The sequence below is a fragment of the Kocuria turfanensis genome, from assembly GCF_001580365.1.
GTDB lineage: Bacteria > Actinomycetota > Actinomycetes > Actinomycetales > Micrococcaceae > Kocuria > Kocuria turfanensis.
Window position 1 is genome coordinate 112,877 of record NZ_CP014480.1, and the last position, 14,872, is coordinate 127,748.

Sequence of the window (14,872 nt, forward strand, 5' to 3'; positions counted from 1 at the left end):
CGGGCCTTCGGCGGGTCCGCGCACCCGCTGGGCGCCCCGCGGCCCCGCGGCCGCCCGGTCGTCCCGCCGGACGGCGCGCGGCGCCGCGGCCGCCCCGTCGTCCCGCCGGCGCACGGCGCTCCTCGCCGTGGCTGCCGCGCTCGTGCTGGGCGCCGGCACAGGGCTGCTGCGGCCCGGCCCGGACCCGGGGGCGTCGCACCCGCCCCTCGCCCCGACCGGGTCGGCAGGAGTTCCCGAGGCAGCCCTGCAGGACCCGCGCCTCCCGGAGCCGGCCGGCTCGGGCGCGCACGTCCCGGACCCGGCCGTCCCGTCCGCGGCCGACCCGACCGTGGGGGACCGGATCGAGCCGGGGGAGCCGCAGGAGGCCCTGCGCCGGCTCGTCGCCCGGCGCGGCGAGGCCCTGCGGAGCGGGGACGCCCGGCTGCTCGACCGGGTCTACGTCCCCGGGGCGGACGCCGCGGCGGACGACCGGGCCAGCATCGCGCGGGCCGCTGCGGCCGGGGACCGGGTGTTCGCCGACCTCGTGCTGGAGGCCGTGCGGATCCGGGGCGCCGCCCCGGGCCCGGGAGCTTCGGCGCCGGGGAGCGTCGCGCTCGAGGCCGAGGTGCTGGTCGAGGGCTACCGGGGCGATCCCGGGCGGGACCCGTCGGTGCTGCCGGCGGTCGAGGGATGGGTGCAGACCGTCGTCGTGGTCCTGGTCCGCGGCGAGGAGGGATGGCGGCTGGCCTCCGTGGAGCCCCATCGGGAGCGCCCGGCGGGGACGGGAGCGGCAACGCAGAGCCCCCGGCGCTGAACGGCGGCACCGGGGGCGGGGTCGTGCGGGGCGGCTCTCACCAGAGGGTCGCGACCGCCATGTTGATCAGGGCCAGGCCGCCCACCGCGTGGGCCAGGCCGGTCGAGACCGGCTCGCCACGCCTGGTGCGCCGCTGTCCCACGAACGCGGCCACCGCCACGGCCAGGGCCACGAGCAGCTTGACCGCGATCTTGACGTGGTTGACGTCGCCGTCGCCCATCTCGTGGATCGCCACGAGCAGCAGCCCGGTGAGCAGGCTCAGCAGCGAGGCGTGGAACTGACCCGGGGAGACCGTGGGGCGCTTCATGGTGTAGATCCAGGTGCCCACGATGATCGCGGCGCCGACGAGGTGCAGGAAGACGAGGAGTCCGGTCAGGAAGGTCATGGATCCGAGCCTAATCGAGCGTCCCCGGGGCACGGCGAGGGGGCGTGCTCCCTGTGATCGGGAACACGCCCCCTCGATGCCGGGACGTCGCCGGCGGGCGCTCAGACCGCGCCGGGCCGGGCCGGGGGACCGGTCAGAGACCGACCTCGGACTCGAAGCGGCCCTCCTCCAGGCGTGCCTTCAGCGCCTGCAGGAACCGGCCCGCGTCCGCGCCGTCGACCAGACGGTGGTCGTAGGTCAGCGACAGGTAGCACATCTGCCGGATCGCGATGGTGTCGTTGCCGTCGGCGTCGGCGACGACCATCGGGCGCTTCACGATCGACCCCGTGCCGAGGATGGCCACCTGCGGCTGGTTGATGATCGGGGTGTCGAACAGCGCCCCGAAGGAACCGATGTTCGTGATCGTGAAGGTGCCGCCGGTGAGGTCGTCCGGGGCGATCCTGCCGTCCTTGGCCCGGGAGCCGAGGTCGGCGATCTGCTTGGCCAGCCCGCCCAGGTTGAGGTCCCCGGCGTCCTTGATCACCGGGACCAGCAGGCCCCGGGGAGTGTCCACCGCGATGGCGATGTTCTCGGAGCCGTTGTAGACGATCTCCTTCTCGGCCTCCCGGAACGTGGCGTTGAGCTTGGGGTGCGCCTGCAGCGCCTCGGCCACGGCCTTGGCGAAGAAGGGCAGGAAGGTGAGCTTGGCGCCCTCCCGCTCCTGGAACTTCGCCTTGGCCTTGTTGCGCAGCACGGCCACCCGGGTCATGTCGACCTCGGTCACCTGGGTCAGCTGGGCCGACTCCTGCAGGGACTCGCGCATGCGCTGGGCGATCGTCATCCGGATGCGCGGGGCCTTCTCCGTGGTGCCGCGCTTGGCGTCCGGGGCCGGCGCGGCCTCGGGAGCCTTCCGCGGCTCCGCGGCGGCGGGCTGCTCGGCCGGGGCCTCGGCGGCCGGGGCCGCCGCGCTCTTCTGCTGCTCCGCGGCGGCCAGCACGTCCTGCTTGCGGATGCGTCCGCCCACGCCGGTGCCGGTGAGCGTGGACAGGTCCACGCCCTCCTTCTTGGCGAGCTTGCGCACCAGCGGGGTGACGTAGGCGGCGTTGTCGCCGGTCGGGGCCTCGGGCGCCGCACCGGCGTTCTCGGTGCGGGCGCCGTCGCGCTCGGCGGCGTCCTGCTGCGTCCCGCCGGAGGTGTCCGCCATGACGGGCTCCTCGGTCTTCACCAGGGCCTCGTCGCGGGACGGCGCCTTCTCCTGCGTGCCGGTCGTCGACCCCTCGTAGCCCTCGCCGGAGGCGTCGGACGCCGGGGCGGAGGGCTTCTGCTCGGCGGCGGGCTGCTCCGGGGCGGACCCGGACGGGGCGGCGCCGGAGCCGATGACCGCCAGGACCTGCCCGACCTCGGCGTCCTCGTCCTCCTGCACGCGGATCTCCAGCAGGGTGCCGGCCACCGGGGAGGGGACCTCGGTGTCGACCTTGTCGGTGGAGACCTCCAGCAGCGGCTCGTCGACGGCGACCTCGTCACCGACCTGCTTGAGCCACCGGGTCACGGTGCCCTCGGTCACGGACTCGCCCAGGGCGGGCAGGGTGATCTCGGTGCCCTCCCCGCCCTGCTGGGCCTCGGCCTGGGGGGCCTGCTCCGGGGCGGACTCCTGCTCCTTCGGGGCCTGCTGCTCGGCGGCCTCGTCGGTGGCCTCCGGGGTCTCGGCCTGGGTCGCGGCGTCCTCGGCCTGCTCGGCGGAGGACTGCTCCGGGGCCGGGGCGGACCCGCCGGAGCCGGAGCCGATGACGACCAGGGGAGCCCCGACCTCGACGTCCTCGTCCTCCTCGACGAGGATCTCCTCGATCACGCCGGCCACCGGCGAGGGGATCTCGGTGTCGACCTTGTCGGTGGAGACCTCGACCAGGGGCTCGTCGACGGCGACCTCGTCACCGACCTGCTTGAGCCACCGGGTCACGGTGCCCTCGGTCACGGATTCGCCCAGTGCGGGCAGGTTTACGGTTTCTGACATGGTCCGACCGTCTCTCTTTCGGTGCCTTCGATGGTGCGGTCCGGGCGCCGGGCCCGGTGCCGGGGTGGTGGGGGAGGCCCCGCCCGGGAGGGGCGGGGCCTCGGTGCGGTCAGCCGTGCAGCGGCGCGCCCGCGAGCGCCATGGCGGCCTCGCCGATGGCCTCGTTCTGGGTGGGGTGCGCGTGCACGAACGCGGCGACGTCCTCGGGGTAGGCCTCCCAGTTGACGATGAGCTGGCCCTCGCCGATCTGCTCGCTGATGCGCTTGCCGATGGCGTGGAAGCCGATGATGGGGCCGTCCTTCTCGCGCACCAGCTTGATGATGCCGCCGGTGCCGAGGATGGAGCTCTTGCCGTTGCCGGCGAGGTTGTACTCTGCGACCTCGACGTTGTCCTCGCCGAACTTCTCCTTCGCCTTCGGCTCGGTGTAGCCGACGGAGGCGATCTCGGGCTCCGTGAACGTCACCTTGGGGATGTTCACGTCGTCGACGACGGCGGGGTTGAGCCCGGCGATCTCCTCGGCCACGAAGCGGCCCTGCTGGTAGCCGCGGTGGGCGAGCTGGACGCCGGGGACGATGTCGCCGATCGCGTAGATGTTGCCCACCCCGGTGTGCAGGCGCTCGTTCGGGGTGACGAAGCCGCGGTCCATGGGGATGCCCTGCTCCTCGTAGCCCATCTCGGCGGTGTTCGGGCCGCGGCCCACGGCGACGAGCACGATGTCCGCCTCGAAGACCTTGCCGTCGGCCAGGGTGACCTTCGCGCCGTTGTCGTCCTGCTCGACCTTCTCGAAGAAGGTCCCGAGGTTGGACTTGATGCCGCGCTTCTTGAACTCGCGCTCGAGGATCTTGATCAGCGCGGGGTCCTCGTTGGCGACCAGGTGGGGGAGGCCCTCGATCACGGTGACGTCCACGCCGAAGGACTTCCACATGGAGGCGAACTCGCAGCCGATCACGCCGCCGCCCAGGACGATCGCGCTCTTGGGCACGAAGTCGATCTCCAGCGCCTCGGTGGAGGTCATGATCCGGCCGCCGATCTCGACGCCGAGGGTCTTGGAGACGGAGCCGGAGGCGAGCACGATGTGCTTGCCGGTGTAGCTGGTGCCGTCGACGTCGACGGTGTTCTGCCCGGTGAGCTTGCCCACGCCCTCGATGACCGTGATCTTGCGCATCTTCATGAGGCCGGTGAGGCCCTTGAACTTGCCGGCGACGATCTTGTCCTTGTAGTCCCGCACGGCCGCCATGTCGATCGACTCCAGCGTGGTGTGCACCCCGTACTTGGAGCTCTCGCGGGCGTCCTCGGCCAGTTCGGCGGAGTGCAGATAGGCCTTCGTCGGGATGCAGCCCCAGTGCAGGCAGGTGCCGCCGAGCTTGTTCTTCTCGACCAGGCCCACCGTGAAGCCGAGCTGGACGGCCCGCAGCGCCGCGGCGTAGCCGGCGCTGCCTCCGCCGAGGACGAGGATGTCGAATTCGTTGTCGGCCACGTGTTTGGCTCCCTTGCGCGTTGACGTCGTTCCGAGTGGGGTGCACCCGTACGGTGACGGGTTCGTTTCGTACATACCTTAGCCCGACGGCGGAGAGAGCAACCAGGCGGGCGCTCCCTCCGCCGAGGGGGGGTGTCGCGGGTGCTCAGCCGCGGGCGGCGGCGGAGTCCTCGAGCAGCCGGACGAGCGTGCGCACGCCCGCCCCGGTGCCCTCCGCGGGGGTGTAGCCGTAGGGGGAGCCCTCGTTGAAGGAGGGCCCGGCGATGTCCACGTGCGCCCACGGGACGCGGGCGCCGTCCGGGCCGCCGACGAACTCGCGCAGGAAGAGCCCGGCCACGAGCATCCCGCCGTTCTTGTCACCGATGTTCTTCAGGTCGGCGACCTTGGAGTCCAGGGACGGGCGCAGGTGCTCCGGCAGGGGCATCGGCCAGCCGTCCTCGCCGGCGGCGCGGGCGGCGTCGGCCACGGCCGCGCGCAGGGCGTCGTCGCCCATGATCCCGAAGGTCCGCGAGCCCAGGGCCACCATCTGGGCGCCCGTGAGGGTGGCGATGTCGACGACGGCGTCGGGGGCCTCCTCGCAGGCGGCCACCAGGCCGTCGGCGAGCACGAGGCGTCCCTCCGCGTCGGTGTTGAGCACCTCCACGGTGCGTCCGCCGCGGATGGTGATGACGTCGCCGGGGCGGGTGGCCGTGGAGGAGGGCAGGTTCTCGGCCAGGCACAGCCAGCCGGTGACCTTCACCGGCAGGCCGAGCTCGGCGGCGGTCAGGACGGTGGCCAGGACGGCGGCGGCCCCGGCCATGTCCGACTTCATGGTCATCATCGAGGCCGGGGGCTTGAGCGAGAGCCCGCCCGAGTCGAAGGTGATGCCCTTGCCCACGTAGGCGTAGTGGTGCGACGCCCGCGCCGGGGCGTACTCGAGCTTGACCAGGCGGGGACCGTGCACCGAGCCCTGCCCCACGCCCAGCAGGCCCCCGTAGCCGCCCTTGGCGAGATCCTTCTCGGCCAGCACGGTCACGGAGACCTTCGTGCCCTTGGCGGCCTGCCGGGCGTAGTCCGCGACGGCCTCCGGGTAGATGACGTTGGGGGAGAGGTCCACGAGGGTGCGGGCGGCCCGCACGCCGCGGCCCAGGGCGGTGGCGCGGTCCAGGATGCGGCTCAGCGCGGTGCGAGCGACCTCCGGCGCGTGCACGACGGCGGAAACCAGCGGGGCCTTCACGGAGCCGGCGGTCACGGAGCGCTGGTGGGAGAACGCGAACGCGCCCAGGGCTGCGCCCTCGGCGACCGCCGCCGCGTCCTCCTCCGAGGCCACGGGCAGGGCGAGGACCGCCGAGTCGGTGCCGGCGAGGCGGCGCACCGCGGCGCCGGCGGCCCGGCGCAGCGCCTCGGCCCGCTCGGGCCCGCCCGCGGGCAGGTCGCCGACGCCGGTGAGCGCCACCACGGTGAAGGGCAGCCCGGACGGCGCGGGCACGAGGGTGACCTCGTCGGCGCCGCCGCCCACGCGCAGGGCCGCGGCGGCCTCCAGCACGGGGGAGAGCTTGCGCTGCTCGCCGGCGGGCAGCACGACGCGGCCGGCGCCGTCGGTCCCCTTCTGCACGGCGAGCACGAGGGCGTGCGCCGGGGTCCGGCCCAGGGGCTTGTGCGTGGCGGTGAGCTCGATCCCCCGGGGCTCGAGCAGTTCCTGTACGTCGGGCATGTGTCGTCCTTTCGCTGAGGTCCGGACCGGCTGGTCCGGGCGGGGCGCTCGTGGCGGTCCCGGCCCGTCCGGCAGGCGTGCTGTCGATCCTATCCCCGGCCCCGGCGGCGACCGGGTCCGCCGGGCCGGGCGGGGAATAAGGGGGGCCCCGGGGGCGGTTGACATGATCCAGGGAACGCCGCCGGAGGCGTTCCCGCCGGCCTGGTGAAGAACACCCGGACCCCCGACCCACCCCCAGGAGGAAGTTGCCGTGCTGGATCCCACCTCGCTGTACCTGAGCAACCCCGCGCTGCTCGAGGACGCCCGGGTCCGTGGCCTGCCGCTGATCGTCGCCCTGTCCGGATACGCGGAGGCCGGGCACGTGGCCGTGCAGATCGAGCACGCCATCACCGATTCCCTGCCGCACGAGGTCGTGGCCCGGTTCGACCTGGACCAGCTCTACGACTACCGGGCCCGCCGCCCGCACGTGCGCTTCGCGGAGGACCACTTCGAGGACTTCCAGGACCCCGAGCTGTCCCTGCGGCTGGTGACGGACCCGCTGGGGCGCAGCTTCGCGCTGCTCACCGGCCCCGAGCCGGACCTGCAGTGGAACCGCTTCACGGAGGCCGTCGTGGGCCTGGCCCGGCGGATGGACGTCTCGCTGGTCGCGATCGTCTCGGGCATCCCCATGCCGGTTCCGCACACCCGCCCGTTCATCGTGTCCGTGCACGGCAGCCGCACCGACCTGCTGCCCGTCAAGCACGCCTGGCGGCCGGTGGTGGAGATGAGCTCCTCGGCCGCGCAGCTGCTCGAGATCCGCCTGACGGAGGCGGGGATCGACAACATCGGCTTCACGGTCCACGTCCCGCAGTACCTGGCGGAGGCGCACCTGCCGCACGCCGCGGTGGCCGCCCTGGAGCACATCAACGCCGTGACCTCCCTCACCCTGCCCTCGGACGAGCTGCGCGAGGCGGCCCGGGAGATCGAGCGGCAGATCGATCAGCAGGTGGGCGCCTCGCCGGAGGTGCAGGCGGTCGTGGCGGGTCTGGAACAGCGCTACGATGACGTCGTCGACGCGTCGGCCCCCCGCTCCCTGCTCGTGGGCGACGAGTCCGAGCTCCCCGACGCCGACGAGATCGGCGCCGCGGCCGAGGCCTTCCTGGCCGCCCGGGAGGACGAGCAGGACTGAGTCCGCCCGGCGGGACGGGGCCGGCCTCGACCCGGGACGGTGCCGCCGTCCGCGGCCCCGTCCTCCCGAGAGCGAAGTGCATGACGTCCGACCGGTCCCGCCCCCCGCAGCCCGGCAAGGACTCCCGCCGCGCGTACCTGGTGTTCGGGATCGGCATCTTCGCCTACTTCAGCGCTGTGGCGCAGCGCACGAGCTTCGGGGTCGCGACGGTCGACGCCGCCGAGCGGTTCGGCACGGCGGCCTCCGCGCTGTCGCTGTTCTCCCTCATGCAGGTCCTGGTCTACGCCTCCCTGCAGATCCCCGTGGGCGTTCTCGTGGACCGCTTCGGCGCCCGGGCCATGGTCTCCGCCGGGGCGCTGCTCATGACCGTGGGGCAGGTGCAGCTGGCCCTGGCGGACACGGTCGGGGAGGGCGTGGTGGCCCGCGTGCTCGTGGGGGCCGGGGACGCGGCCACCTTCGTCTGCGTGATGCGGCTGATCCCGGCGTGGTTCTCCGCGTTGCGGGTCCCCCTGCTCACCCAGGTGGTGGGGGTCTTCGGCAACCTCGGCCAGCTCGTCTCCGTGATCCCCTTCGCCTGGGTGCTCGACCGCACGGGGTGGTTCCCGTCCTTTCTCGGCCTGGCCGCCCTCGCGCTGCTCGCCGGGGCGCTCGCTGCGGCCCTGCTGCGCGACGCGCCGCCGGGGGTGGAGGTGCTCCACCGGCAGCTGGGGCTGCGGCGCACCGGGCAGGTGCTCCGGGAGAGCCTGGCCGAACCGGGCACACGGCTGGGCTTCTGGGTGCACTTCACCACCCAGTTCGCCGGCAACACCTTCGTCCTCATGTGGGGCTACCCCTATCTCGAGTACGCCCAGGGCCTGCCCGACACCACGATCTCCGTGGTGATGACCTCCTTCGTGCTCACCAACCTGGCCGTCGGCCTCGCGCTCGGCGGACTGACCGCCCGGCGCCCCGAGCACCGGGTGCGGCTGTCCCTGACGGTCACCGCCGGCATCTTCGCGGCCTGGGCCGTGCTGCTGGTGTGGCCGGGCACCGCCCCGGCGGCGGTCGTGCTGGCGGCCGTGTGCGTCATCGCGATCAGCATGCCCGCGTCGATGATCGCCTTCGACATCACCCGCAGCTTCAACCCGCCCCGTCGCTCGGGCACGGCCATGGGCATCGCCAACGTGGGCGGGTTCACCGCCTCGGTCCTTGCCATCTTCGTCACCGGCTTCGTCCTGGACCTCCTGTACGCGGGTGGCTTCCGCGACGAGCTCTACGCCCCCGACGCGTTCCGGATCGCCGTCGCGGCCCAGTTCCTCATCGCCGGGGCCGGGGCCGTCGGCGTGCTGGCCACCGCCGCGCGGGTGCGGCACCGGCACGGGCCCGCCGCCGTCTGAGGGGCCTCCCCGGGGCGCCCGGGGGCACCCGCACTGCACCGGGCGCCCCGGGCGGCGTCCCGTCCGCCGCCCTCCACAGCCGGCCGCCGGGGCCGCCGCCACCGGCCCGGGACCGCCCACCCTGGGCCCATGAGACAGCACTCCACCCGTGATCCCTTCGTCCCCGTCGTGCGCTGCGCCGCCGACCTGCTCGCCGTCGTCCCGCACACCCTGGGCTACTGGCCCGCCGACTCTCTCGTCCTGTTCGCCGCCGGCGGCGGGACGGCCGGGGCCTGCGTGCGGGTGGACCTGCCGGCCGACCCCGACGACGAGCGCTTCGCCGAGGCCTTCGTCGCGGAGCTCGCCGAGCTCGTGGGCCACGACGCCCTCAGCGACCGGGTCTTCGCCATCGTCTACACGTCCGGCGGCACGCCCGACCGCGCGTCACCGGGCGGGCCCGGTGCGGTGCCGGCCGTCCTGGGCCTCGTGGACGAGGCCGCCCGCCGGGCGGACCGGGCCGTGGCGGCGCGGTGGGTCGTGGCCGGGGAGCACTGGTGGCCCGTCGAGGACCCCGAGGAGGTCCGGGACGTGGCCCGCATCCTGGACAGCGCCGTCAACGCCGCCCTCGTGGCCGCCGGCAGCTCCTACGCGACGGCGCAGCGGCAGGCCATGGACCACGAGTACGGTGCGCTGCCGGCGGGCACCCGCCGCGGGGTGGCGGAGCAGGCCGCCCGCTGGGCCCGGGCGGGCCGGGACGGATGGCACCGGCTGGACCGCCTGGCCCGCATCCTGGCCGTGTGGGAGGACGTCCTGACCGGGGTCCGGGACGCCGGCGGCGACTGGCTGCCCGCGGTCCTGGGCCACGACGACGACCTCCTGGGCTTCCTGGCCGCGGGCCTGTCGGACCCGGTGCTCGCCGACCTCCTCCTGGCCGCCTGCGCCACGGACGACTCCGCCGGTGTCCTCGCCGCGGCGGCCATGTGGGCGGAGCTGTGCGACGGCGAGCCCGGCACCGCCGACCCCGCCGACGAGCCGACCGGACCGACCCGCGCACCGGCGCCGCCCGGGGTCGCAGACGTCCCCCGTCGGCCCGGTGCCGGCGGCCCCGGGGCCGTTCGGCTGCCCGCGTCCGACGCCGGGGAGCTCATCCGGCTCTCCCGCGTGCTGTCCGGGGAGTGGGAGGAGACCCCGGCCTGGCCGCGGCTGGACGCCCTGTACCGGGTGCTGCAGGCGCTGGCCTGGCTGCTGGACCCCGGCGGGACCCCGGCGGAGCAGGCAGCGGAGCAGGCGGCCGAGCAAGCAGCGGAGCAGGCAGCCGAGGGGGCGGCCGGGGCGGCGGCCGGGCCGGAGGCCGCGGCGGCGCGGGCGGTGCTGGCGGGCGTGCTCGTGGAGCTGGCGCAGCTCAACCGCTTCCGCGCCCGCGGCTCGCACACCGCGCACTTCGTGCGCCGCGCCACGGCGCTCGTGCCCTGCCACCCGGCCGCCCTGCGCGTGCTGCGGCTCGCCGACGCCCGCCCGGTGCCGCTGTGGGCCCGGGACCGGGCGACCGCCTGGCACTCCTGAGGTGCGCCCGCGAGCTTTTTTGCGGATCGGTCGGCCGGGCGGGAACAAATCCCGGCCGGTCGTGGTTCCGGCTGTCAGGACCCTTCAAGCCTGCTGCGCCGGACGACGCCCGGAGCGAGGACTTGACAGGGTCATAGGCGTGTTGCCCCCAGTGAGGGCGCCGTGACCGTTCAACGAAAGGCTCTCAGTGTCACCTTCCGCCAGCAAGAAGACGACGGACACCGCCGCCGAGGCTCCGGTCACCGGGGACGCTCGGTCGCCGTCCGGGTCCGCGGGCACGTCGCCGCGGGCGAAGACCGCCGCCGCGAAGTCCACCGCGGCCAAGAAGACCGTGGCCGCGAAGAAGACCACGGCCACCAAGACCACTGCCGCCAAGTCCACGGCCGCGAAGTCCACCGCCGCGAAGTCCACGGCCACCAGGACCACGGCCGCGAAGTCGACCGCGGCGACGCCGACGGCCGCCCCGGCGTCCGCGCCCGCCCAGAAGCCGGCGACCCGCAAGAAGGCCGCCCCGAAGAAGGGGGAGCCGGCCGTCACCGGCGAGCTGGACACGGACGTCGAGGTCGCCGACGACGCGGACCTCGAACCGGACCTGACCGACGAGGCCGGCGTCGTCGACCCCGACGTGGAGGAGGACGAGGACGTCGCGGAGGAGGCGCCGGCGGAGGACGAGGTCGCGGCGCCCGCGCGCAAGGACGAGAAGACCTCCGGCTTCGTCATCACCGCCAACGACGACGACGACGCCCCGGCCCAGCAGGTCGTCTCCGCCGGGGCGACCGCCGACCCCGTCAAGGACTACCTGAAGCAGATCGGCAAGGTCGCCCTGCTGAACGCCGAGCAGGAGGTCGACCTGGCCCTGCGGATCGAGGCGGGCCTGTACGCCGAGCACAAGCTCGCCGACGAGAAGGACAGCCTGGACCCCCAGACCCGCAAGGAGCTGCGCTGGGTGATCCACGACGGCAAGCGCGCCAAGAACCACCTGCTCGAGGCCAACCTGCGCCTGGTCGTCTCGCTGGCCAAGCGCTACACCGGGCGCGGCATGCTGTTCCTGGACCTCATCCAGGAGGGCAACCTCGGTCTGATCCGCGCGGTGGAGAAGTTCGACTACACCAAGGGCTTCAAGTTCTCCACCTACGCCACGTGGTGGATCCGCCAGGCCATCACCCGCGCCATGGCCGACCAGGCCCGCACCATCCGCATTCCCGTGCACATGGTGGAGGTCATCAACAAGCTGGCGCGCGTCCAGCGGCAGATGCTGCAGGACCTGGGCCGGGAGCCCACCCCGGAGGAGCTGGCCAACGAGCTGGACATGACCCCCGAGAAGGTCGTGGAGGTGCAGAAGTACGGCCGGGAGCCGATCTCCCTGCACACCCCGCTGGGCGAGGACGGCGACTCCGAGTTCGGTGACCTGATCGAGGACTCGGAGGCCGTGGTCCCGGCCGACGCGGTGAGCTTCACGCTCCTGCAGGAGCAGCTGCACTCCGTCCTGGACACCCTCTCCGAGCGGGAGGCCGGCGTCGTCGCCATGCGCTTCGGCCTCACCGACGGCCAGCCGAAGACCCTCGACGAGATCGGCAAGGTCTACGGCGTGACCCGGGAGCGCATCCGGCAGATAGAGTCCAAGACGATGTCCAAGCTGCGCCACCCGTCCCGCTCGCAGGTGCTGCGCGACTACCTCGACTGACCGGACGTCCCCGTCCCCGCCCGGGGACGGGGCGGCCCGTGCGGGCCGGACGTGCAGGAGGGCCCCGACACCAGGTGTCGGGGCCCTCCTCGCGCCGGGCGCTCGCCGGGGAGCGCCCGGGTCAGGAACCGATCCGCTCCGTCTCGTCCTGCCAGGTGGCCGCCAGGGGCCGCAGCTTCTGCTCGTTCTTGCGCGCGTGGTGAGCGCAGAAGAGGAGCTCACCGCCCGTCGACTCGAGGATCACTCGGACGTAGGCCTGGGCGCCGCACGCGTCGCAGCGGTCGGTCGCATTGAGTTCTCGGCTTTCCAATGTTGCGTTCACGGGATCCTCCTCCTGTGTCGTACGCGGTGCACGGGGGCCGCAGACCCGCCGATGCAGGTACCCGGGGTCTCGTGGACGCTGAGGGGTACTCCTACATACAACCACGACCGTCGGACATCGGATCCCGTCGAGGACGCTTTTTCGCCCCCGGCGTAGGTCCCCGCTCCCTGGGCGGCCCTCCCGTCCCGCCCAGGGGTGTCCGCCGCCCCGACTACAGTGGTGGGGAATCCCACCGTCCCCCAGGAGTCGTATCCCCGTGACACCGTCCCGTTCCGAGTACAACGCCCGCCACCTCTCCGTCCTCGAGGGCCTCGAAGCCGTCCGGAAGCGGCCCGGCATGTACATCGGCTCCACCGACTCCCGCGGCCTGATGCACTGCGTGTGGGAGATCATCGACAACTCCGTGGACGAGGCGCTGGCCGGGTTCGGCCACCAGATCACGGTGATCCTGCACGCCGACGGCGCCGTGGAGGTGCACGACGACGGCCGCGGCATCCCCATCGACCTCGAGCCCCGCACCGGACTGACCGGCGTGGAGGTCGTGTTCACGAAGCTGCACGCGGGCGGGAAGTTCGGCGGCGGGTCCTACAGCGCCTCGGGCGGGCTGCACGGCGTCGGCGCCTCGGTGGTCAACGCCCTCTCCGCGCGCCTGGACGTCCAGGTGGACCGGGGCGGGAAGACCTACCAGATGTCCTTCCGCCACGGCGAGCCGGGCCGCTTCCTCGACAAGGGCAGGCCCTCCCCGCACGCGCCCTTCGAGCCGTTCGTGGAGGGCTCGGTGCTCGACGTCGTGGGCAAGGCCAAGCGCGGGGTGACCGGCACCCGGATCCGCTACTGGGCGGACGAGCAGATCTTCACCACGGACGCCCGGTTCAGCTACGAGGAGCTGGCCAAGCGCGCCCGCCAGACGTCCTTCCTGATCCCGGGGCTGCGCATCACGGTGCGCGACCAGCGGGGCCTGCCCGGCACCCCGGGGGAGTTCGGCACCCACGAGGAGGTGTTCCAGCACGACGGCGGGATCTCCGAGTTCGTGGAGTACCTCGCCGCCGACAGCTCCGTCACCGACGTGTGGCGCTTCCACGGCGAGGGCCGGTTCAAGGAGACGGTCCCCGTCCTGGACGAGAGCGGCCGCTCCAAGCTCACCGAGGTCGACCGCACGTGCGAGGTCGACGTCGCCCTGCGCTGGGGGATCGGCTACGACACCTCCCTGCGCTCCTTCGTGAACATCATCGCCACCCCCAAGGGCGGCACGCACCAGGCCGGCTTCGAGGCCGCCCTGCTCAAGACCTTCCGCAAGCAGATCGAGGCCAACGCCCGCAAGCTCAAGGCCGGCAGCGACAAGGTGGAGAAGGACGACGTCCTGGCCGGGCTCACCGCGGTGCTCACCGTGCGGCTGGCCGAGCCGCAGTTCGAGGGCCAGACCAAGGAGATCCTCGGCACCCCGGCCGTGCGCCAGATCGTGACCCGGGTGGTGGAGAAGGAGCTGACGGCCAAGCTCACCGCGACCGCCCGCCACGACAAGCAGCAGGCCGGGCAGCTGCTGGAGAAGGTCGTGGCCGAGATGAAGTCGCGCATCTCCGCCCGGGTGCACAAGGAGACGCAGCGGCGCAAGAACGCCCTGGAGACCTCCTCCATGCCGGCCAAGCTCGTGGAGTGCCGCTCCAACGACGTCGAGCGCTCGGAGCTGTTCATCGTGGAGGGCGACTCCGCCCTGGGCACCGCCCGGCTGGCCCGGTCCTCGAACCACCAGGCCCTGCTGCCGATCCGCGGCAAGATCCTCAACGTCCAGAAGGCGTCCATCACGGACATGCTCGCCAACGCCGAGTGCGCGGCCCTGATCCAGGTGATCGGCGCCGGGTCGGGCCGGACCTTCGACCTCTCCGCCGCCCGCTACGGCAAGGTCATCATGATGACGGACGCCGACGTCGACGGCGCGCACATCCGCACCCTGCTGCTCACGCTGTTCTACCGCTACATGCGCCCGCTCGTGGAGGCCGGCCGGGTCTACGCCGCCGTGCCCCCGCTGCACCGGGTGGAGGTCGTCAACGCGGGCGGCAAGCCCAACGAAATGGTCTACACCTACTCCGAGCGGGAGCTCGCGGACCTGCTCGGGCGGCTCGAGACGGAGGGCCGCCGGTACAAGGAGCCCATCCAGCGCTACAAGGGCCTGGGCGAGATGGACGCCGACCAGCTCGCGGAGACCACCATGGACGTCGGGCAGCGGATGCTGCGCCGGATCCGGGTCGAGGACGCGGAGGCGGCCGAGCACGCGTTCTCGCTGCTCATGGGCTCCGAGGTGGCGCCGCGCAAGGACTTCATCATCGAGGGCGCCACCCAGCTGGACCAGGAGCGCATCGACGCCTGAGCCCCGGCGGGATCCCGGGCGCGGCGCGGGCCGGAGCACTACCCTGGGCAGGGACGACCGACCGTCCCCGAGGAAGG

11 protein-coding genes are annotated in these 14,872 nt (G+C 73.4%); 6 read left to right on the forward strand and 5 right to left on the reverse strand.

Features of this window, described 5'->3' with window-relative positions; genetic code table 11:
• The first annotated feature begins 127 nt into the window (after positions 1 to 127).
• Positions 128 to 793, forward strand: a complete 666-nt coding sequence (locus tag AYX06_RS00470; protein WP_062733347.1) for a hypothetical protein — start codon at positions 128 to 130, stop codon at positions 791 to 793.
• A gap of 37 nt (positions 794 to 830) precedes the next feature.
• Here AYX06_RS00470 and AYX06_RS00475 read toward each other — a convergent pair whose 3' ends face one another.
• The 4 genes from AYX06_RS00475 to AYX06_RS00490 form a co-directional block, all read right to left on the reverse strand.
• Positions 831 to 1,178 (reverse strand): hypothetical protein, encoded by a 348-nt coding sequence (locus tag AYX06_RS00475; RefSeq protein WP_062733349.1) that lies wholly within the window; start codon positions 1,176 to 1,178, stop codon positions 831 to 833.
• 133 nt (positions 1,179 to 1,311) lie between these two features.
• Positions 1,312 to 3,168, reverse strand: a complete 1,857-nt coding sequence (sucB, locus tag AYX06_RS00480) for a 2-oxoglutarate dehydrogenase, E2 component, dihydrolipoamide succinyltransferase (protein WP_062733351.1) — start codon at positions 3,166 to 3,168, stop codon at positions 1,312 to 1,314.
• 109 nt (positions 3,169 to 3,277) lie between these two features.
• Positions 3,278 to 4,645 (reverse strand): dihydrolipoyl dehydrogenase, encoded by a 1,368-nt coding sequence (lpdA, locus tag AYX06_RS00485; protein ID WP_062733354.1) that lies wholly within the window; start codon positions 4,643 to 4,645, stop codon positions 3,278 to 3,280.
• Positions 4,646 to 4,790: 145 nt separating this feature from the next.
• The gene (locus AYX06_RS00490) at positions 4,791 to 6,338 is read right to left on the reverse strand and encodes a leucyl aminopeptidase (RefSeq protein WP_084271371.1); all 1,548 of its coding nucleotides are present in this window, start codon (positions 6,336 to 6,338) and stop codon (positions 4,791 to 4,793) included.
• A 250-nt stretch (positions 6,339 to 6,588) separates the two neighbouring features.
• Here AYX06_RS00490 and AYX06_RS00495 point away from each other — a divergent pair, with 250 nt between their 5' ends.
• The 4 genes from AYX06_RS00495 to AYX06_RS00515 all read left to right on the forward strand — a co-directional run bounded on the left by AYX06_RS00495 (position 6,589) and on the right by AYX06_RS00515 (position 12,108).
• Positions 6,589 to 7,506 (forward strand): PAC2 family protein, encoded by a 918-nt coding sequence (locus AYX06_RS00495; protein ID WP_062733356.1) that lies wholly within the window; start codon positions 6,589 to 6,591, stop codon positions 7,504 to 7,506.
• Positions 7,507 to 7,586: 80 nt separating this feature from the next.
• Positions 7,587 to 8,882 (forward strand): MFS transporter, encoded by a 1,296-nt coding sequence (locus AYX06_RS00500; RefSeq protein ID WP_062733358.1) that lies wholly within the window; start codon positions 7,587 to 7,589, stop codon positions 8,880 to 8,882.
• A gap of 129 nt (positions 8,883 to 9,011) precedes the next feature.
• Positions 9,012 to 10,424: a DUF4192 family protein gene (locus AYX06_RS00505; RefSeq protein ID WP_084271372.1), complete on the forward strand. Its 1,413-nt coding sequence runs from the start codon at positions 9,012 to 9,014 to the stop codon at positions 10,422 to 10,424.
• A gap of 187 nt (positions 10,425 to 10,611) precedes the next feature.
• Positions 10,612 to 12,108, forward strand: a complete 1,497-nt coding sequence (locus AYX06_RS00515) for an RNA polymerase sigma factor (protein WP_084271373.1) — start codon at positions 10,612 to 10,614, stop codon at positions 12,106 to 12,108.
• A gap of 121 nt (positions 12,109 to 12,229) precedes the next feature.
• On the opposite strand, the gene AYX06_RS00520 is transcribed toward AYX06_RS00515, so the two are convergent.
• On the reverse strand, positions 12,230 to 12,430 hold the full coding sequence (locus tag AYX06_RS00520) for a DUF7455 domain-containing protein (protein WP_017834164.1): 201 nt from the start codon (positions 12,428 to 12,430) through the stop codon (positions 12,230 to 12,232).
• Positions 12,431 to 12,686: 256 nt separating this feature from the next.
• On the opposite strand from AYX06_RS00520, the gene AYX06_RS00525 reads away from it, so the two are divergent.
• Positions 12,687 to 14,795, forward strand: coding sequence for a DNA gyrase/topoisomerase IV subunit B (locus AYX06_RS00525; protein WP_062733369.1), 2,109 nt, complete (start codon positions 12,687 to 12,689; stop codon positions 14,793 to 14,795).
• Positions 14,796 to 14,872: the final 77 nt, after the last annotated feature.